The 18,546-nt window shown below is 72.6% G+C and carries 18 protein-coding genes; 6 read left to right on the forward strand and 12 right to left on the reverse strand.

Going from position 1 to position 18,546, the window contains the following annotated elements; genetic code table 11:
- From QR77_RS13700 to QR77_RS13720, 5 genes are all read right to left on the reverse strand, one after another.
- Positions 1–1,466: hypothetical protein (locus tag QR77_RS13700; protein WP_078877799.1), on the reverse strand; the 1,466-nt coding region annotated here is incomplete at its 3' end.
- Between the two features lie 175 nt (positions 1,467–1,641).
- A complete protein-coding gene (locus tag QR77_RS13705; protein ID WP_040021987.1) occupies positions 1,642–2,442 on the reverse strand; it encodes a polysaccharide deacetylase family protein in 801 nt (266 codons plus the stop codon).
- A complete protein-coding gene (locus QR77_RS13710) occupies positions 2,439–3,878 on the reverse strand; it encodes a glycosyltransferase (protein ID WP_052488718.1) in 1,440 nt (479 codons plus the stop codon). Before QR77_RS13710 ends, QR77_RS13705 begins: the two co-directional genes overlap by 4 nt.
- Positions 3,879–3,928: 50 nt before the next feature.
- Positions 3,929–5,041: a GNAT family N-acetyltransferase gene (locus QR77_RS13715; protein WP_040021988.1), complete on the reverse strand. Its 1,113-nt coding sequence runs from the start codon at positions 5,039–5,041 to the stop codon at positions 3,929–3,931.
- A 113-nt stretch (positions 5,042–5,154) separates the two neighbouring features.
- Positions 5,155–5,625 (reverse strand): GNAT family N-acetyltransferase, encoded by a 471-nt coding sequence (locus tag QR77_RS13720; protein WP_160310907.1) that lies wholly within the window; start codon positions 5,623–5,625, stop codon positions 5,155–5,157.
- A gap of 90 nt (positions 5,626–5,715) precedes the next feature.
- Here QR77_RS13720 and QR77_RS13725 point away from each other — a divergent pair, with 90 nt between their 5' ends.
- Positions 5,716–6,540, forward strand: coding sequence for a helix-turn-helix domain-containing protein (locus QR77_RS13725; protein WP_052488720.1), 825 nt, complete (start codon positions 5,716–5,718; stop codon positions 6,538–6,540).
- Between the two features lie 17 nt (positions 6,541–6,557).
- Here the strand turns inward: QR77_RS13725 and QR77_RS13730 are convergent, their stop codons facing one another.
- The 6 genes from QR77_RS13730 to hutU form a co-directional block, all read right to left on the reverse strand.
- Positions 6,558–7,259: an alpha/beta hydrolase gene (locus QR77_RS13730; RefSeq protein WP_040021990.1), complete on the reverse strand. Its 702-nt coding sequence runs from the start codon at positions 7,257–7,259 to the stop codon at positions 6,558–6,560.
- 67 nt (positions 7,260–7,326) lie between these two features.
- Positions 7,327–7,980, reverse strand: a complete 654-nt coding sequence (locus tag QR77_RS13735) for a maleylpyruvate isomerase N-terminal domain-containing protein (protein ID WP_040021992.1) — start codon at positions 7,978–7,980, stop codon at positions 7,327–7,329.
- 83 nt (positions 7,981–8,063) lie between these two features.
- The gene (gene hutI / locus QR77_RS13740) at positions 8,064–9,275 is read right to left on the reverse strand and encodes an imidazolonepropionase (RefSeq protein ID WP_107068929.1); all 1,212 of its coding nucleotides are present in this window, start codon (positions 9,273–9,275) and stop codon (positions 8,064–8,066) included.
- Positions 9,276–9,328: 53 nt separating this feature from the next.
- Positions 9,329–10,699 carry a formimidoylglutamate deiminase gene (locus QR77_RS13745; RefSeq protein ID WP_040027872.1) on the reverse strand — a complete coding sequence of 457 codons (1,371 nt, stop codon included), beginning with the start codon at positions 10,697–10,699 and terminating at the stop codon, positions 9,329–9,331.
- On the reverse strand, positions 10,696–11,901 hold the full coding sequence (locus QR77_RS13750) for an allantoate amidohydrolase (RefSeq protein WP_040027873.1): 1,206 nt from the start codon (positions 11,899–11,901) through the stop codon (positions 10,696–10,698). The genes QR77_RS13745 and QR77_RS13750 overlap by 4 nt, the downstream gene beginning before the upstream one ends.
- Positions 11,902–11,957: 56 nt before the next feature.
- Positions 11,958–13,694 (reverse strand): urocanate hydratase, encoded by a 1,737-nt coding sequence (gene hutU / locus QR77_RS13755; RefSeq protein WP_078876653.1) that lies wholly within the window; start codon positions 13,692–13,694, stop codon positions 11,958–11,960.
- A 116-nt stretch (positions 13,695–13,810) separates the two neighbouring features.
- Between hutU and QR77_RS13760 the strand changes: the two genes are divergently transcribed.
- From QR77_RS13760 to QR77_RS13780, 5 genes are all read left to right on the forward strand, one after another.
- Positions 13,811–15,259, forward strand: coding sequence for a diaminopimelate decarboxylase (locus tag QR77_RS13760; RefSeq protein ID WP_078877801.1), 1,449 nt, complete (start codon positions 13,811–13,813; stop codon positions 15,257–15,259).
- A gap of 231 nt (positions 15,260–15,490) precedes the next feature.
- The gene (locus tag QR77_RS13765; protein WP_040021996.1) at positions 15,491–15,922 is read left to right on the forward strand and encodes a hypothetical protein; all 432 of its coding nucleotides are present in this window, start codon (positions 15,491–15,493) and stop codon (positions 15,920–15,922) included.
- A complete protein-coding gene (locus tag QR77_RS13770; protein WP_063798029.1) occupies positions 15,919–16,731 on the forward strand; it encodes a hypothetical protein in 813 nt (270 codons plus the stop codon). Before QR77_RS13765 ends, QR77_RS13770 begins: the two co-directional genes overlap by 4 nt.
- Before the next feature lie 112 nt (positions 16,732–16,843).
- Positions 16,844–17,278 carry a roadblock/LC7 domain-containing protein gene (locus tag QR77_RS13775; protein WP_078876654.1) on the forward strand — a complete coding sequence of 145 codons (435 nt, stop codon included), beginning with the start codon at positions 16,844–16,846 and terminating at the stop codon, positions 17,276–17,278.
- Between the two features lie 105 nt (positions 17,279–17,383).
- Positions 17,384–17,758 carry a hypothetical protein gene (locus tag QR77_RS13780; RefSeq protein ID WP_040022001.1) on the forward strand — a complete coding sequence of 125 codons (375 nt, stop codon included), beginning with the start codon at positions 17,384–17,386 and terminating at the stop codon, positions 17,756–17,758.
- Between the two features lie 61 nt (positions 17,759–17,819).
- Here the strand turns inward: QR77_RS13780 and QR77_RS13785 are convergent, their stop codons facing one another.
- Positions 17,820–18,413: a hypothetical protein gene (locus QR77_RS13785; RefSeq protein ID WP_040022003.1), complete on the reverse strand. Its 594-nt coding sequence runs from the start codon at positions 18,411–18,413 to the stop codon at positions 17,820–17,822.
- Positions 18,414–18,546: the final 133 nt, after the last annotated feature.

The raw sequence follows: 18,546 nt of genomic DNA on the forward strand, positions 1-18,546 counted from the left end.
AGCGGTGCGGCCAGCCGGGCGAGGCGCCGCGCGCGGCCCGCCCGCGCAACGGCCGGTACGAGCGCGGCTGCGGCGAAGAACGCCGTGCCGGGAAGCCCGAACAGGTAGACGCGGAACAGCATTTCGCCGCCGTAGTCGTTGACGGCGAACAGCGGTACGGGCGCCACCGCGGCCAGCAGCAGCGGCAGCGCGCTGTGGGTGAGCCTGCGCCGGAGCAGGACGGCGGCGCCCGCCAGCACCCCGAGGACCGCGACCATCAGGATGTTGGCGTGCCCCACCAACTCGGGCCCCGGCCCGGAGGGGTTGCCGGCGAATCCGGGGCGGGAGTTCTGGAGCAGGTCGCCGAGCGAGTTCCGCAGGGTGCCGAGCGTGTCCAGGAACAGCACACGCCCCATCGTCAGATCCCAGATGATCATGATGATGCCGGTGACCACCAGCAGCCCGATATTGCGGTAGCGGCGGGTGAGGCAGAGCGCCATCAGCGTCATGCAGAGCATGACGGGGGTCAGTTGGTGCGAGGCGTTGATGGCCGCGATGAGCGGAGCGAGGACCGCCACCCCGACCGCCCGCTGCCAGCGCCGGGTCGACGGCGGCACGGCGGCGGCCGCCGGGTCGAGCATCGCCCGCTCGCGCAGCCGTCCGGCGGAGCCGGGGCGCACGAAGTGCCGTACCAGCACGGCGAATACGGCCAGGAAGACCAGATAGGCGAAGGCCTGCGGGGCGAGGTAGTCCTGCCCCACCCAGTTGGCGAGCTGGAAGATCCAGACGGCGGTCCAGACGAGGCGCCAGTCGTCGGTGAAGGTGCGGTAGATCAGCACCAGGACCGGCAGCATCAGCAGACCGAAGGCGACGGGCGCCCAGTTGGTGTAGACGAACGCGCCCTCGATCCCGAAGGCCCTGATCAGCGCGGCGTTCAACGAGAAGAAGCCGGGCCACTGGTCGTACGCCGACATGCCGCCGGACAGGGTGAGATGGGGATGTACGGTCCCCTCCGACAGCAGTCGCGCGATCACGTCGTCGTGCTTCGAGGCCCAGGCGTAGCGCACGGAGTCGTACAGCAGCGCCGGTGGCGCCTTGAGCGCGAGCAGCATGGCGACGCAGTAGGTCAGGGGCCACCACGGGGCGGTGCCCGCGCGGCGGAGGGTGACGAGGAAGCCGGCGAGAAGGACGATCAGCGCGGCGTAGAAGGCGATCGGGAAGCGGTCGAGGAGTCCGTACTCCCCGATGTCACGGAACCCGATCCTCGGTAACGACCAGCCCCAGAGTGCTCCCGCCACCACCAACGGCAGCCAGCAGAAGAGCAGTTGGGGTCTCAGGAGCGAGAGGGGTCCGGCTCGGCGGCGCGCGGGCCCCGAGGCGTCGTCCGGCGCCTCGTCCACCTCCGCGCCCTCGGTCCGGGCGCCGGTCCCGTCCGCTGCCTCACGCACGGCCGGTGGTTCGCCGCTCTCCGTGACCGGCGTGGGCATACGCTGCTGCACCGTGCGACTCCCCCCACATATGTGGTCGCGGCCGTCACGCCGCTGTCCCCTGAAGCGAAGTATAAGAAATCTCGTCGTGTTTGCGTTGCTCTCGTACACCTCTGTTGCATAAGGGAGTTACGCCATGACCGGCCCTGGCCGATACCCACCGCTCCCGCCGCTCCTATCCGGCGAACTCGGTGCCGCGTACGCGGGCCCGCGCCCTGCGCAGCAACCGCCACCCCACCGTGGGCAGCGCGTCCGGGAACGGGGCGACCTTGGCCCGTTCCCCCCGCATCCATGCCTCGACGTCCGCCACGGTGTGGCCACGGCGCAGGATGAGCCGCGCGATGCGGTACGTGTCGTCCGCCGCCGAGCTGAACGCGTGCCGGACAGCGGCGGCCGAGGCGTATCCGGCCGCCGCCGCGGCCCGGCGTACCGCACGGTTGTTGTAGCCGTGCGGATAGGCGAGATGCGCCACCTCGTGGCCGAGCACGTCCTCCAACACCGCTTTGGACTCGTGGAGTTCGGCACGGAGCGCCCGGGCCGGGAGGGTGTCGAGCTGCGGATGGGTGACGGTGTGGGCGCCCACCTCGATGCCGTACGCCTCCAGTTGGCCTGCCTGCGCCAGCGTCATCATCGGGGCGGGCGGCAACAGGCTGGTACGGCCGGGGGTGATGGCTCCGGTGGTCAGATACGCCGTGGCGGGCAGCCCGCGCGCGGCGAGCGCGGCCGCCGTCGAGCGGGGCAGGTCGGCGAAGCCGTCGTCGAAGGTGAGAACGACGGGCCGAGGCGGCAGCGGGGCGCCGCCGGCGAGATGGTCGACAAGGGCGCTGATCGGGATCGCGGTGCGCCCGCCGGCCACGACGGCGTCGAGCTGGGCCTCGAAGTCCCTTGGTGTGACGGTGAATTCGGCGATCCAGGCCGGTGGGTCGTCCATCACGGCGTGGTAGAGGAGGACGGGCACTGGCGGGTCCGACGTCATGGCCGGCCTCCCCGTGACGTACCGCCCTCCGACGCCTGTGCCCCCTCCGACCCCTGTGGCCCGGCTCCCGCCGCGCGGCCACGGCGTACCCGGAGCCGGGCCCTGGCGTATCCGAGCGGTCCGTAGAGCATCCCGCGCCGTTCCAGCCGGGAGAGGCTGCGCGGCCAGGGGTAGGTCTGGGCGCCATGTGCCCCCGGTGTCCCTGGTGTCTGGGGTGCCCCGGGGGCGTCCGAGTCTTCCGGGCGGTGCTCCGTGATCGCGCGGGCGCGGGCGAGACCGGCCGGCAGCCTTCTGAGCAGGGCGGGCAGCAGCGCGGGGCGGCGGACGAGGATGGCGGTGAGGTACGCGGTCAGGCCGGCGCCGTATCCGTACGCCTGGTTCCGCAGGTCCTGCCACGTCTCGCGGTGGTGGTGCCAGACCAGCGCCTCCGGCGCGTACCGCAGCCGGTGTCCCCCGGCCAGGATCCGGACGAAGGCGTAGAGGTCGTCGCCGCCCTTGGCCGGGGTGCCGGTGCCGGTGGCGGGGTCGAAGCCGCCGACGGCGCGCAGGGCTCCGACGCGGAACGCCATGTTGGCGCCGGAGCCGAAACTCCCTGCCGTGAACGGGAAGAGCGGCTCGTCGGCGGGTGGTTGCGCCGGGTCGTACACCCGTGGCCGAAAGCCTTTGGCGAAGCCTCCGTGGCTCTCCAGCAGGATCTGCGCGGGGGTTGTCAGCCGGGCAGGCAGGATCAGGCCCGTGACGCAGCCGAGGCCGGGATCGGTCGCGAAGGGCGAGGTCAGGGCGGTGAGCCAGTGCGGATCGGCGATGACGTCGTCGTCGGTGAACGCGACGATCCCGTCCTCGCCTGCCGCCTCCACCCCCCGGTTGTGGGCGGTGGCGAGACCGGGCATGGGTTCGGGGACGTACGCGACGCGGCCTCCGTAGCGGCCTTCGACGAGGTCGCGGGTCGCGGTCGTGACGGGTGCGTTGTCCACGACGACCACGCGGAAGTCGGGGTGGTCCTGGGCGAGGAGCGAGTCGAGGGCGCGGGCGAGTTGGCCGGCGCGTTCGCGGGAGGCGACAACGACCGTCGTACGGGGCGGAGTCGTGGCGTCGACGGGGGCGACGGGTGCGACGGGTGCGACGGCCGGTTCCCGCGCTGAAGCGTTCTGTGCGCGGAAGGCCTCGGCGAGCACCTCGGCGGGCTCCTCGTCCGGTCCGACCGTGCCGAGCACGGTGGCCACCGGCCGGCCCCGGAGCCGTATCAGCGCGAAGACGACCCGCGAACGGCCGGGATCAGCCGGGCCGAGGGGCGGCCCTCCGGGCGCGGGCGTGAGCGAGAGCACCGCCCCGTCCTCGCCTTCTTCGAGGTCGAGTTGGGCGATGCCGATGGCTTCGGCCCGTAACGGTTCCCCCTGGTGCGCTTCCGTACCTGTCGCTGCTCCCGCGTCCACCATCAGCCTTCCCCCCACTCACCGCCGACTCCGGCCGCCCCCCACCCGCCACGTCACTTGCCGACGCGCAGCCGCCCCACCGTGCTGAGCGTCCGCTGCGCGAGCCCCGCCAGCCTCGGCCGGTCCCGTACGAAACTGTGGGCCCTGCGGCTCGGCTCGCGGCTCGCCCGGTAGAGCGCGCCGCGCGCGCCCGGACGTATCGCCGTGCCCTCGTACACCGCCAGATCGCCGGTCTTCAGCGAGTCCTTGTACTCGGCGGCCCCGCGCCCGAGATCGAGCATGCCGATCCCTGCCGCCGCAGCCGACTCGGCCATCCGCAGATGCAGGATCAGGCCCGGTGAGAACTTGGCGAACTCCGGTTCGTACGCGGGGAACCAGCAGGACAGGACCGTGCGGGAGCGCAACCCGAAATGCGCGGCGACGGGCCGGTCGGCGACGTACAGCACGGAGAGCACGCCCGAGCACCCCGGCGTGCGCGTCGCCGCCAACTGCCGTACCAGCGCCCGGATCCACGGCTTGGCGAACCGGTCGCTGCGGCCCGTACGCCGGTACTGCGCGGACTTCCACTCCATGAGCGTGCTCAGCGCGGCCGGATCGCGTTCGTCGAAGACGAAGCGCACCTCGCCGGCCTGGCGTCCGAGCTTGCGCTCCTTGGCCGTTGTCGTCCTCAGGAACTTCGGCGAGCGCTCGCGCAGAGCCGCCACATACGCCTCGTACCCCTCCCCCACGTCGATGACCGGGGAGGCGAACTTCTCGGCGGCGGCCGGGACGAAGAGCTTCTGCCCCGACTCCAGATTGTCGAACTCCCAGGAGGACAGCGCGCAGGCCTTCAGCAGCTCCCGCGCCGTGAGCCGCGATCCGGTGCGGAGCACCGCGCCCTGGCTGTCGGACACGCCGAGGCCGATCGCCCTGCCGTGCCCCAACGGGCCTGCCTCATAAGGAAAGAAGCCGACCGGCTCGTGCTCGCCGGCCCGGCCGTCCCGCACGACGGCGACGCGCGCCCTGGGACGTACGAGGCCGACGGCGCGGGTGAACTCCGGCTCCATGAAGGCGTTCGCCGGCGCCCCTGACGTCGCCCGCAGCTCCCGCCAGGCCTCGGTCTCCGCTTCAGTCAACTCCCCCGGTGCGACGACCCGGATGCGGGCGGACTCGCGTACATCACTCAACTCGACCCCCCGGTCAATCCACGCGCTCGACAGGACGGTACCGGCCCAAAACGCTCCGGGACAGGGCGCGTCGGACCTGCGGGGCGGCGGAGGAGGCGGAAGGAGCGGGAGCGCTACGAGGAGGCGCCGGTCAGGGCCTTCTGGTAGCAGAGGGCGTACTTGTCCTGGTCGTGCGGCGGGTAGATCGGGATCGGCTGATAGCCGGCTCCCTCGTACATCCGGATCGCGGCCGTCTGCCTGATGCCCGTCTCCAGCCGCATGGACGTCCCGCCGAGACTCCGTACGAGGTCCTCGGCGCGCGCCAGCAGCCCGGTGGCGATGCGCGCGCCCCGGCCGGCCGGGGACACGTACATGCGATTCAGCTCCCAGAGGCCGTCGCGTCCGGTGTCGCGTATGGGCTGTACGGCGCAGCAGCCGACGGCCTGCCCCGCGCGCCGGGCCAGCAGATACCGGGCGCCGGGGGCGAGCGGCGAGAGCCGCGCCTCGGGCCCCAGCTCGTAGAGCGCGACCACTTCCACGGTCATCGCCTCGATCAACGACAGCAGCTCGGGATCGTCGGCGGCGCAGGCGGAGGCAGTGAACATGACCTCCATCCTGGCCGATCTCCCCGGCGGACGGCGACCATTCCCTCCAGGGAATGGCCGAGCCCGGACGGCGGGGGTAGAACAGGCCGGGTGGACTTCCCCCAGGCTCTCCGGGAGCGCCGGACCCGCCGCCGGCTCAGCCAGCTCGACCTCGCGCTGCGAGCCGGTACCACCCAGCGGCATGTCAGCTTCCTGGAGAGCGGCCGGTCGGAGCCCGGCCGGGCGATCGTCGTACGCCTGGCGGAGTCGCTGGACCTGCCGCTGCGGGAGCGCAACAGCCTGCTGCTCGCCGCCGGTTACGCTCCCGCCTACCCGCGGACCCCGCTGAACGACCCGGCGCTGGCGCCCGTAGGGACCGCACTGCGGCACGTCCTGGCGGGGCACCTGCCCTATCCGGCGGTCGTCGTCGACCGCCATGGCGACCTGGTCGCCGCCAACGCGGCGTTCGGCGTCGTCACCGACGGCGCGGCGCCCGATCTGCTCGAACCGCCGGTGAACGTCTACCGCCTCGCGCTGCACCCCAGGGGTCTGGCGCCACGGATCGTGAACTTCGGCGAGTGGGCGCAGCACGTCCTTGAGCGGCTCCACGCCGAGATCCTGCGCAACCCCGACGAGCGGCTCGCCGCCCTCCACGCCGAACTCAGGGAGTACGTGCCGGACCGCCCGCTGGACCCCGGCCATCTCGGCTTCGCCGTCCCGCTGCGGCTCCGCTCGGCGGAGGGCGAGCTGAACCTCATCACGACCATCACGACCTTCGCCACCGCCGTCGACATCACCCTGGCCGAACTGAAGCTGGAGGCGTTCCTCCCGACGGACGAGACGACCGCCTCGATCCTGTCGCGCAGGGCGCGGCGACCGGACCACCCGGACACCCCTCAGGGCTTCGGGCCTTCAGGTGACAAGAACCAGTCCTGAGTTCGCGGATCGCCCGCTCAGGATTCCGTCCCTTCCCGGACCAGGATCCGCGCCAGCTCGCGCGGCTGGGAGAACATCGGCCAGTGGCCGGTGTCCATCTCGACCAGCCGCCACCGCTCGCCCTTCAGCAACTCGGCCACGTCCTCGGCGGGTTCGTCCCCGTCGAGCAGGCACTTGATGTACGTCGCCGGAAGGTCGGCGAGCGAGCCGGCCAGCTTCGCGGGCTCGGTCAGCGAGGCACCGGGGTGCGGCGTCGAACCGTTCACGAGCCGGGTGATCTGCTCGTCGGTGAGGCCCTGGCCCGCGAAGTCGTCCGCGGCCAGGGGCGGCCAGCGGCCGTCGTTCTCGGCTATGGCCGCCTCCGCCATCGCCCGGCCTGACGGCCAGGCCGAGACGAACGACTCGCCGTCGGCCGGGACGTTGGAGTCGACGAACACCACGCGCGCCAGCCGGTCGCCGATCCGCTCGGCGGCCTGACCGGTCGGGATGCCCGCGTAGCTGTGCCCGACCAGGACGACATCCCGCAGGTCGAGGCGCTCGATCTCGCCCACGATGTCCTGTACGTGGGTCCCCTGGCCCGCCGGCACGTTGCCTTTCTCGGCGAGGCCGGACAGCGTCAGCGGGTGGGCGCCGTGCCCGGCCGCACGCAGCTCGGGCACCACCTCGTCCCACGCCCGCGCTCCGAGCCATGCCCCCGCCACCAGTACGAATTCAGTCATGGGCGAGAAGGTAGCGCGGGGGTCTGACAATCGGCCTCGGGCCGACGCGGCGGCGGTACCCGGGTCTCTATGCGCCACGAGGGGCGCCGTACCAGCGCCAGGTCGTGAGCCGGGGGTGTCCCGGCAGGTCGGCGCGTCCGGTGGCCCACAGCAGCGTGGCCCAGGGGTCCGTCCCGTCAGGGGCATCAGGGAAGAGACGCCCGAGCACCCGCGCGCAGATGTCCGGGGGCGGGGCCCAGCGGAGGCTGAGTCCTCCGGCCAGGTCGTGGGTGTGCACCAGGGTCTCGACGATGCCCATCGCCGCGAAGCCCTCGGGGTCCGACACGCCGTAGCTGTGGTACGCGCGGACCCGCGCCGGTGTCGTACGCGCCATGGCGACCAGCAGCGCGCCGCTCGCTTCGAGCACCCGCAACAGCCCGGCGGGGCCCGCGGCGCGGTCGGCGTGGATGGCGTTCGCCGGGCCGCCCGGCCGTCTGCTCTCCCAGACGAACGGGACTTCGCCGGTCAGCGGCGGGGTCCTCGGGCCGAGTTGGGCCGCGTACGCGAACAAGTCGTCACTGAGGTGCTCGACGGTCTCCCAGCAGTCCCACTCCAGCGAACCGGCCTTTCGGTCCCAGGCGTCCGGGGGCGCCTCGCCGAGCGTGGCGACGGCGAGCTGGACCGCCCGGTCGAGGTCGTCAGGGGTGACGGGGGCCGGCTGGGCTTGTGCTGAGGGGGACATGGCCGGAACCGTAACGCGCGCCGGGGGCCATCGCCCGATCATTTCGGCGCACGCCCACGCACATCGGCTCGGCTCTGCTCAGCTCAGCGCACGCGCTCGCCGCCCCTCCAGACCGCCGAGACCAGCGGGACCCCGGGGCGGTAGGCGAGGTGGACATGGCTCGGGGCGTCGATGAGCGCGAGGTCGGCGCGCGCGCCCGGGGTGATCCGGCCGATGTCGTCGCGGCGCAGGGCCTCGGCGCCGCCCGCCGTCGCCGACCAGATCGCCTCGTCGGGGGTCATGCCCATGTCCCGTACGGCGAGGGCGATACAGAACGGCATCGACGAGGTGAAGGACGAGCCGGGGTTGCAGTCGGTGGACAGCGCGACGGTCGCGCCCGCGTCGAGGAGGCGGCGGGCGTCGGGCCACTCGGCGCGGGTGGAGAACTCCGCGCCGGGCAGCAGCGTGGCCACCGTACGGCCCTGGGCCAGCGCGTCGACGTCGGCGTCGGCGAGGTGGGTGCAGTGGTCGGCGGAGGCCGCGTCGAGTTCGACGGCGAGCCGCACGCCGGGGCCGTACGAGAGCTGGTTGGCGTGGATCCGGGGGTGCAGGCCCCTGGCCTTGCCCGCGGTGAGGATCGCGCGGGCCTGGTCCCCGTCGAAGGCGCCCTTCTCGCAGAAGACGTCGATCCAACGGGCGTACGGGGCGGCGGCGTCGAGCATCTCGCCGGTGACCAGGGCGACATAGGCGGCCGGGTCGGCGGCGTGCTCGGGCGGGACGATGTGCGCGCCGAGGTAGGTGACCTCGTCGGTGTGCTCGCGCGCGATACGCAGGGCGCGGGCCTCGTCGGCGGTGGTCAGGCCGTAACCCGACTTGGTCTCCAGGGTGGTGGTGCCCTGGCTCAGCGCCTCGGCCATGTAGCGCGCCACGTTGGCGCTCAGCTCGGCGTCGGTCGCCGCGCGGGTGGCGGCGACGGTGGTGCGGATGCCACCGGCCGAGTAGGAGCGGCCCGACATCCGGGCGTTGAACTCCTGGGTCCTGTCACCGGCGAAGATGAGGTGGGAGTGGGAGTCGACGAAGCCGGGGATCGCGGCTCTGCCGCCCGCGTCGACGGCGTTGTCAGTGGCGGGTGCTTTGCTTGATTCACCGACCCAGGCGATGCGGTCGCCGTCGATGACGACGGCCGCGTCCTGGATCAGACCGATGGGGGATCCGTCACCGAGGGAGGGGTCGTTGGTGACCAGAGCGGCGATGTTGGTGAGGACAGTGGTCGCGTTCGTGCTGCGTGCGTTCGTGCTGCTCGCGTTCGCGGTCATCGCTGGGGTGCTCTCCTTCAGCCGCGCGGGCGGGGGCGGTGGGGGTGGCGGCGTCAGCCGCGCAGGGCACCGATCGAGTCGGCGAGTGCGGCGGGGACATCGGGGACCAGGGTATGGACCCCGTCGCGTACGACATGACGGCCGCCGACGACGGTGTGCCGCACATCCGCTGCCGAGGCGGCGAATACGGCGGTCTCGGCTCCGAGCCGGGGCAGCGGTCCCGCTGTTCTGACGGAGTCGAGGGCGATCGTGACGAGGTCGGCGAGCGCGCCCTGCTCGATCCGGCCGGCGTCGGGGCGGCCGAGCGCCTCGTGACCCGCGGCGGACGCCGCGTGGAGCAGCGCTGCGGCGGTCCAGTGGCCCCGGGTGCGAGAGCGCAGCCGTTCGTCGAGTTCCATGGCGCGGGCCTCTTCGAGGATGTCGATCACGGCGTGGCTGTCGCTGCCGAGCGACAGCGGGGAGCCCGCCTTCTGGAGGCGGGTGGCCGGGCCGATGCCGTCGGCGAGATCGCGTTCCGTGGTGGGGCACATGCACGTGCCGGTACGGGTGGAGCCCAGCAGGGCGATGTCGTCGTCGGTGAGGTGCGTGTTGTGGACGCCGGTGGCGCGGGCGCCCAGGACACCGTGGTCGGCGAGGAGGCGGGTGGGGGTGCGGCCGTGGACGGCGAGACAGGCGTCGTTCTCGGCGGTCTGTTCGGAGAGGTGCACATGGAGGGGGGCGTGGCGGGCCTCGGCCCATTCGGCGACGGTGGTGAGCTGATCGGCCGGCACGGCGCGTACGGAGTGGATGGCGGCGCCGATCCGGGCGTGGGGGCTCTCCTTGAGCGCCGAGACGCGTTCGGCCCAGGCCTGGGCCGAGCCGTCGGAGAAGCGGACCTGGTGCCGGTCGGGCGGGGCGCCGCCGGGGCGGTCGGAGATGCCGGAGGCCAGATAGGCGGTGTCGAGGAGGGTGATCCTGATCCCGGCCTCGGCCGCCGCGGAGATCAGGGCTTCGCCCATCGCGTTCGGATTCGCGTAGGGCACCCCGCCGGGCGCGTGGTGCAGATAGTGGAACTCACCGACGGAGGTGATCCCTGCGAGTGCCATCTCGGCGTAGGTGGCGCGGGCGAGGTCGTGGTACGAGTCGGGGGTGAGCTGGGAGGCGACGCGGTACATGACGTCGCGCCAGGTCCAGAAAGTGCCGGAGCCGAGCTGGACGGTGGAGCGCAGGGCCCGGTGGAAGGCGTGCGAGTGCGCGTTCGCCAGGCCGGGGAGGGTGAGGCCGCGCAGGGTCGTCGCCCCGGGCGGCGGGGTCGGCACCTCGGTGCGGACGGCGCTGACGCGCTCGCCCGTGACCTCTACGGCCACGCCGGGCTCGACGTGGGTGCCGAGCCAGGCGTGCTCCAGCCAGTACGTGCGGTCCGCACGGTCCGCGCCCTCGGTCATGCGCACGCCAGCCCTTCCAGTACGTCGGCGAGTGCCAGGATCCCCGCCACGCAGTCGTCCTCGGCGGCGGATTCGGCCGGGGAGTGCGAGATGCCGGTGGGGTTCCGTACGAACATCATGGCGGTGGGGATGGAGGCGGACAAAATACCCGCGTCATGGCCGGCGCCGGTGCCGAGCACGGGGACCCGGTGACCGTCGCTTCCGGCCGACAGGATGCCGGCCACTTCGTCGCGCAGGGCGTGCTGGAACTCGACCACGGGGGTGAACGATTCGCGTACGACCCGCACATCGACGCCGTCGCGCTCGCCGCGCTCGGTGGCCGCTGCCTCGATCGCGGAGACCACGGTGTCCAGGGAGGTCTGGTCGGCGGCCCGTGAGTCCAGCCAGCCACGGACGAGGGATGGGATGGCGTTGACGCCGTTGGGCTCGACGGAGATCTTGCCGAAGGTGGCGAGAGCACCGGCGAGTTCGGCCTCGCGGCGGGCGGCGAGGACGGTCTCGGCGTAGGTGAGCATCGGGTCGCGGCGGTCGGCGAGACGGGTGGTGCCGGCGTGGTTGGCCTCGCCCTGGAAGTCGAACCGCCAGCGGCCGTGCGGCCAGATCGCGGACGCGATGCCGACGGCGTCGCCGGACAGGTCGAGGGCGCGGCCCTGCTCGACGTGGAGTTCGACGAAGGCGCCGATGCGCGCGAGGCGTTCGGGGTCGGGGCCGATGGCGGCCGGGTCGTGGCCGGCCGCCTCCATCGCCTGGGGCAGCGAGACGCCGTCGCCGTCGCGCAGTTCGCGCGCCCGGTCGGCCGTGAGCTGTCCCGAGGCCAGCCGGGAGCCGACGCACGCGAGACCGAAGCGGGCGCCCTCCTCGTCGCCGAAGTTGCTGATGGCGAAGGGCTTGGTGAACCGCGCTCCCCTGCGGCGCAGTTCGTCGAGCGCCGCGAAGGACGACACGATGCCCAGAGGTCCGTCGAAGGCCCCGCCGTCGGGTACGGAGTCCAGGTGCGACCCGGAGACGACGGCGTCACCGGCGAGGGGGTCGCCGAGCCAGGCCCACTGGTTGCCGTTGCGGTCGACCTCGTAGGCCAGCCCCCGGGTCTCGGCCTGCGCGCGGAACCAGGCGCGGCAGTCGGAGTCGGCGGCCGTCCAGGCGTAGCGGCGGTAGCCCTGGGTGCGCGCGTCGCGCCCGACGGGTCCGAGATCGCGCCACATCTCGTGGAACGACACCGAACCCGTGCGCGCGGCCGGCCGGGAGTCCTCGGTCGCCGTCACGCCGCACCGCCCGCGCCCGTACCCGTACCCGTACCCGTACCGGCGCCCGTACCCGTTCCCGTACCTTCGGGCTTCTCCTCGCCCTCCCGCATCGGCACCCGCACCCCGCGCTCCGCCGCCACGTTCTCCGCGATCTCGTAGCCCGCGTCGACATGGCGGATGACGCCCATCCCGGGGTCGTTCGTCAGTACGCGGCGGATCTTCTCGCCCGCCAGCTTCGTGCCGTCGGCCACCGTCACCTGCCCCGCGTGGATCGAGCGGCCCATGCCGACCCCGCCGCCGTGGTGGATCGAGACCCATGAGGCACCGGAAGCGACGTTGACCATGGCGTTCAGCAGCGGCCAGTCGGCGATCGCGTCGGAGCCGTCGAGCATCGCCTCCGTCTCGCGGTACGGGGACGCCACCGACCCCGCGTCCAGGTGGTCACGCCCGATGACCAGCGGCGCGGCCAGTTCGCCGCTCGCCACCATGTCGTTGAAGCGGTCGCCCGCCTTGTCGCGCTCGCCGTAACCGAGCCAGCAGATACGGGCCGGCAGGCCCTGGAAGTGGACGCGTTCGCCGGCCATCTTGATCCACCGGTGCAATGACTCGTTCTCCGGGAAGAGTTCGAGGATCGCCTTGTCCGTCTTGTGGATGTCGGACGCCTCGCCGGACAGCGCCGCCCAGCGGAACGGCCCCTTCCCCTCCGAGAACAGCGGCCTGATGTACGCGGGCACAAAGCCGGGGAAGTCGAACGCCCGCTCGTACCCGGCGAGTTGGGCCTCGCCCCGGATCGAGTTGCCGTAGTCGAAGACCTCGGCGCCCGCGTCCATGAAGCCGACCATCGCCTCGACGTGCCGCGCCATCGCCTCCCGCGCGCGCAGCGTGAAGTCGGCGGGCTTCTCGGCCGCGTACGACGCCATGTCGTCGAAGTCGACGCCCAGCGGCAGGTAGGCGAGCGGATCGTGCGCGGACGTCTGGTCGGTGACGATGTCGACCGGCGCGCCCTCGGCGAGCATGCGCGGCAGGAGTTCGGCTGCGTTGCCGAGCAGCCCGATCGACAGCGGACGGCGCGCGTCGCGCGCCTCGACCGCGAGGCGCAGCGCGTGCTCCAGGCTGTCGGCGCGCACATCGAGGAAGCGATGCTCGATCCGGCGCTCGATCGCGCGCGGGTCGCAGTCGATACAGATCGCCACGCCGTCGTTCATCGTCACGGCGAGCGGCTGCGCGCCGCCCATCCCGCCGAGCCCGGCGGTGAGGGTGATGGTCCCGGCCAGCGTTCCGCCGAACTTCTTGGCGGCCACGGCGGCGAACGTCTCGTACGTGCCCTGGAGGATGCCCTGCGTGCCGATGTAGATCCAGGAGCCGGCGGTCATCTGGCCGTACATGGTCAGGCCGAGGGCCTCCAGCCGCCGGAACTCCTCCCAGTTCGCCCAGTCGCCCACCAGGTTGGAGTTGGCGAGCAGCACGCGCGGCGCCCACTCGTGGGTCTGCATCACACCGACGGGCCGGCCGGACTGGACGAGCATCGTCTCGTCCTGCTTGAGGGTGCGCAGCGTACGGACCATGGCGTCGAACGAGCGCCAGTCACGCGCCGCCTTGCCGGTGCCGCCGTAGACGACCAGCTTGTCGGGGTGTTCGGCGACCTCGGGGTCCAGGTTGTTCTGGAGCATGCGCAGGGCGGCTTCCTGCTGCCATCCCAGGGCGCTCAGTTCCGTACCGCGCGGTGCCCGTACGGGGCGGGGTCCTGACATGGCGGAGCCTCCTCGGCAGTGTTGGGGAATCTATTCACATCCTGACTTGATGAATAGAACTAGTCAACCACTGGGTGGCCGCACCCCGGCCGTTCGAGGGTGATTGGCTGGTACGCATGGTGAGCACGGAGAACGCCGGAAAGCCAGGAAGCACAGGAACCAGCGGAACCGGGAACGCGGAAACCGGGGACACAGGAGCCGGGGACACAGTGAGCGAAACAGCCAGGCACGCGGGGGCGCGGCGGGACCAGGCCGTACGCGCGGCCGTCGAGCAGGGCCTGATCAGCGAGGCGCGGCCGGTCGTCGGCCTGCTGGACGTGGCCGGCATCCGTTCCTCGGCGGCCGAGCTGCGCGCCGCCTTCGCCGAGGTCACCCCGCCGGGGACGGCCGTCCTGCACGCGTTCGCGGTGAAGGCGGCGTCGCTCGTACCCGTACTGCGGCTGCTCTACGCCCAGGGCATCGGCGCCGAGGTCGCGAGCCCGGGCGAATCGGCGCTCGCGCGCGCCGCCGGCGTACGCCCCGAGTACACCGTCCTCGACTCGCCCGCCAAGACCGCGGCCGAGCTGCGCGAGGCACTGGCCCTCGGGGTCTCCGTCAACGCGGACAATCCGCAGGAGCTGCACCGGATCGACGCCCTGATCCGGTCGGCGGCGAGCCGTTCCCCGCTCGGGCTGCGGGTCAACCCGCAGATCGGCGGCGGCTCGATCGGGGCGCTGTCGACCGCGACGGCGACCTCCAAGTTCGGTGTGGCGCTGCGCGACGAGGGCGCCAGGGCCTGGGTCGTACAGGCGTATCTGGACCGCCCCTGGCTGACCCGGCTGCACACCCACTCCGGCTCCCAGGGCCTCCCGCTCGCGCTGATGGCCGAGGGGGTGCGCGAGGTGTACGAGCTGGCCGAGGAGATCAACGCGGCCGTCGGCCACCGGCAGATCGACACGATCGACATCGGCGGCGGGCTCCCGGTCAACTTCGCTTCGGACGACCATTCCCCGACGTACGCGGCGTATGCCGCGCTGCTCAAGGAGACCGTTCCGGGGCTGCTCGACGGGCGCTACGGCCTGGTCACCGAGTTCGGCCGCTCGCTGCTCGCCAAGCACGGCACGATCCTCGCCCGGGTGGAGTACACCAAGGTCTCCGGCGGCCGGCCGATCGCGGTGACGCACGCGGGCGCGCAGGTGGCGACCCGTACGGTCTACGACCCCGCGTCCTGGCCGCTGCGCATCGCGCCGTACGACGCCGAAGGCCGGCCGAGGACCGGCCCCGGGATCGCCCAGGACGTCGCGGGACCCGCCTGCTTCGCCGGTGACCTGCTCGCCGAGAACCGGACGCTGCCGCTGATCGAGCAGGGCGATGTCGTGGCCGCGCTGGACACCGGCGCGTACTACTTCTCCAACCACTACGCGTACAACAGCCTGGTGCGGCCCGGCATCCACGGCTTCTCGGCCGGTACGGGAGACGGGGACCGGGTGCGTTTCGCGACGGTACGGGCGCCGGGAACCGTCGAGGAGATCGTCACCGAATCCGGCGGCGGCCTGGCGGACGGGCTGCTGAAGCTGAACGTCTGACTCCCCGCCCGTCCGACTCCCCGCCCGTCTGACTCCCCGCCCGATCGACTCCCCGCCCGATCGCGAACGGACACAGCCGGTCATTTTGAGGCTGCGAATCTGTCACTACCGGGCATGTTCCGCTGGAACATGCCAGAGCCTCCGCCGGCCACCGAACCTTACGTAGCCTCTCGCTCACCGCCGCACAACCGTGCAGCATCCGCACACCCGGCTGGTGGGAGGGGAGTCCGCGTGCCCGGTATCGACGCCTGCCTCCAGGAGGCCATGGCCCTACCGGGAGCGCGTGGAGCGGCGATCGTCGACTGGACGAGCGGACTCGCCCTCGGCACGGCGGGCGAGTCACCGAGCGGCGATCACGAGACGGCGGCGGCGGAGACTGCGGAGCTGGCGCGGGCCGCCGCGGAGTACGAGGGGTTCGGCGCGGGCGCCGACAGCACCGGCCACACGGACAGCGCCGACGGGGGCGCCGGGGACGCAGAGAAGCGCCCGCCCGTCGAGGACCTCATCGTCACCACCCGTACCGACTACCACATCCTGTGCTTCGTCGAGACGACCTTCGACAGCAGCGTCTTCCTGCACCTGTGGCTCGCCCGCGACACCGGCAATCTCGCGCTCGCCCGGCTGCGGCTGCGGCAGCTCGCCGAACGACTGGTGCTCGGATGACCACAGTCCCACCGCCGCCCTCAGGCATACCGCCGGCCCCTGCCGGGCCCCCCGCCGTCTCCCCGATGCTCGTACGGCTGGCGGCGGAGCGCGCCACCGGCGCACTGCTGCGCGACCACGGCACGCTCTACCTCGCCGAGGGACGCGTCGTGCACGCCGAGAGCCCGGCCGCGCCGGGACTCGACGTACTGCTGACCGCGAGCGGCCGGCTGGAGCGCGCGGGCTGGGAGGAGGCCGTCGACCGGGCGGGGGCGCGCCGTGAGGTCGGCCGGTATCTGGTCGACAGCGGCGGGATGGCCGACGGGGAGCTGGAGATATGCCACCTCGGCGCGCTGTTCGACGCCGCGTTCTTCGCGCTGGCACCGGGCAGCGGCCCCACCCGCTTCCGCTACGGCGTGGGGCACTGGATAGGCCCCGTACGCCCCGTGTCCGCAGCCGCCGTCGAACGGGAGACGCGGCGCCGCCGCGCACTGCTCGACCATGTCTGGCCGTACGCCGCCGTCGACACCGCGCCCGTGGTGGCGCGCCCGCCCGCCGCCGGTCAGACCCTCACCCGCAGACAGCGCGCCCTGCTCGCCTCGGCCGACGGTACGAGGACCCCCGCCGGCATCGCCTGGGCGCTCGGCCGCCCGGCCTTCCACACCCTCCTCGACATCCGGCGGCTGGCCGCCGCCGGATTGGTCGAGACACCCCAGGAGCCGCCGGCTGTCACGTCGGGCGCGGTCCCCTCCTGGATCGCGACGGTCGCGGCCGATCCGGACATCGCCCTGCTGCGCCGGCTCCGCGACGCACTGGAGGCAAGTCTGTGACAGCCCGTTTTCCGCGCCGGGCGGACCGCCGCCCGGCCACCCGCCGGGACCGCCGCCCGGCCACCCGTACGGCCACCCGTACGGCCATCCGCCCGGCACTCCCCACGGCGTCATGAGACGCGCTCTGCGGCAGCGCGCCGAGAGGAGACAGCTCATGACGGCGGAAGCCGGCGTACTCAGTGAACTCAGGCGGCTGCGGGCCCGGTTGCCCCAGCTCACCGGCGCGCTCGCGGCCAGCGCCGACGGTCTCGTCCTCGCGCAGGACACCGCGGGCGCCGAGACCGAGTCGGTCGCCGCGCTCACGGCGGCGGCGCTGGGGGTCGCGCAGCGGCTGACGGACGTCACCGGGCAGGGCGGGTTCATGGAGCTGCTGGTACGGGGCGAGTCGGGCTATGTCGCGACGTACGCGGCGGGCTCGTCGGCCGTACTGACCCTGCTGGCCGAGCCCCGGATCAATGTCGGCCGGCTCCATCTGGAGGCCCGTCGCTCCAGCACGCGCATCGGCGAACTGGTCGACAGCGCCCTCGACCGATCGGAGAGCGCCTGACCCATGAACCAGCCACCTCTGTCACCCGCGCCACCCCCGCCGTCCTCTCCACGCACCGCCCGCTCCCCCAGGGCATCAACGAGACGAAAAGGAAGTGCGACATTCATGGCCAACACCGAAGCGGCTCTCAAGGAAGCAACGACCCTCATCGACGGTGCCATCGGGGCCGCCCTCGTCGACTACACCAGCGGCATGGCGCTGGGCACGGTCGGCGGCGGCAAGGACCTCGATCTGACGGTCGCGGCGGCGGGCAACACCGACGTGGTCAGAGCGAAGGTCCGCACGATGGAGATGCTCGGTCTGAAGGACGAGATCGAGGACATCCTGATCACCCTCGGCTCCCAGTACCACCTGATCCGGCTGCTCAAGGGGCGCGGGAACAACGGTCTGTTCCTGTACGTGGCGCTGGACAAGGCGCGGGCGAACCTGGCGATGGCACGCCATCAGCTCTCGAAGATCGAGGGTGAGTTGGAGGTCTGAGGAGCAGCGGAAGCAAGAGGCACGGGAGCAGCCGGGCCCGTCCCGCCCGTCTGCCCGCCCCTCAGCGACCGCTCGCGCTGCCGCTCAGGCTCCGGCGGCGCCGTGCCCCGCCGGGCACGGCGTCGCCGGCCCCGGTCCCGGTCGTCCGGTACCCCTTGATCTGCTTGCCGACCGGCCGTCCGGTCCCGGCCCAGTCCGTCCGTACCCACAGCAGCACCTCGTCGCGGTGCTCCCGGCGGCCCAGCCACACGGCCTTCAGCCACAGCCCGGCGCCGGCGCCCGCCAGTACGGCGCCGCCCGCCCCCGGCATCGCGAACGAACTCGCCACGGCCACGACGAACCCCGCCAGCAGCCACCAGCGGTGCGCCCTGCGCCAGTTGCGCGTCGTCAGGGACCGGTCCTGGAGGAAGTCGAACTTGCCCGCGCGCGAAGCCGCGTCCGCCCACGCCGTATAGCGGCGGCGGCGCGCGAGCGCGACCACGGCGGCGGACACCACGAACAGCACCACTCCGGCGTACGCGCCGATCCTGCGCCCCGTAAGTCCCGGGACCAGCGCCCCGATGGCGGCCGCGAGCACCCCGAGCCACCACAACGGAACCGCACCGGCCCGCACGATCACTGCCACCCGAGCCAGAGACTGCCCACCGCGCCCCACGACCCGCCTCCTCACCCCTGTGTACGGCGTACCGCCCGTGTCCGGGTCCGGCAGCTCCGCCTGCGTGTTGGGCGGGAGAGTAATAGCGCTCTCTGAACTTTTCCTGAGAGCACCCCGAGAGCATCCCGGCGCT

It is taken from the genome of Streptomyces sp. 150FB, from assembly GCF_000818195.1.
Taxonomy (GTDB): Bacteria; Actinomycetota; Actinomycetes; order Streptomycetales; family Streptomycetaceae; genus Streptomyces.

Coding starts and splice junctions, on each gene's coding strand:
- QR77_RS13705 (WP_040021987.1), bottom strand. CDS start 2,442: ATGACGTCGGACCCGCCAGTGCCCGTCCTCCTCTACCACGCCGTGATG.
- QR77_RS13710 (WP_052488718.1), bottom strand. CDS start 3,878: ATGGTGGACGCGGGAGCAGCGACAGGTACGGAAGCGCACCAGGGGGAA.
- QR77_RS13720 (WP_160310907.1), bottom strand. CDS start 5,625: ATGTTCACTGCCTCCGCCTGCGCCGCCGACGATCCCGAGCTGCTGTCG.
- QR77_RS13730 (WP_040021990.1), bottom strand. CDS start 7,259: ATGACTGAATTCGTACTGGTGGCGGGGGCATGGCTCGGAGCGCGGGCG.
- QR77_RS13735 (WP_040021992.1), bottom strand. CDS start 7,980: ATGTCCCCCTCAGCACAAGCCCAGCCGGCCCCCGTCACCCCTGACGAC.
- hutI (WP_107068929.1), bottom strand. CDS start 9,275: ATGACCGCGAACGCGAGCAGCACGAACGCACGCAGCACGAACGCGACC.
- QR77_RS13745 (WP_040027872.1), bottom strand. CDS start 10,699: ATGACCGAGGGCGCGGACCGTGCGGACCGCACGTACTGGCTGGAGCAC.
- QR77_RS13750 (WP_040027873.1), bottom strand. CDS start 11,901: ATGTGGCGCGATCTCGGACCCGTCGGGCGCGACGCGCGCACCCAGGGC.
- hutU (WP_078876653.1), bottom strand. CDS start 13,694: ATGTCAGGACCCCGCCCCGTACGGGCACCGCGCGGTACGGAACTGAGC.
- QR77_RS13760 (WP_078877801.1), top strand. CDS start 13,811: ATGGTGAGCACGGAGAACGCCGGAAAGCCAGGAAGCACAGGAACCAGC.
- QR77_RS13770 (WP_063798029.1), top strand. CDS start 15,919: ATGACCACAGTCCCACCGCCGCCCTCAGGCATACCGCCGGCCCCTGCC.
- QR77_RS13775 (WP_078876654.1), top strand. CDS start 16,844: ATGAGACGCGCTCTGCGGCAGCGCGCCGAGAGGAGACAGCTCATGACG.
- QR77_RS13780 (WP_040022001.1), top strand. CDS start 17,384: ATGGCCAACACCGAAGCGGCTCTCAAGGAAGCAACGACCCTCATCGAC.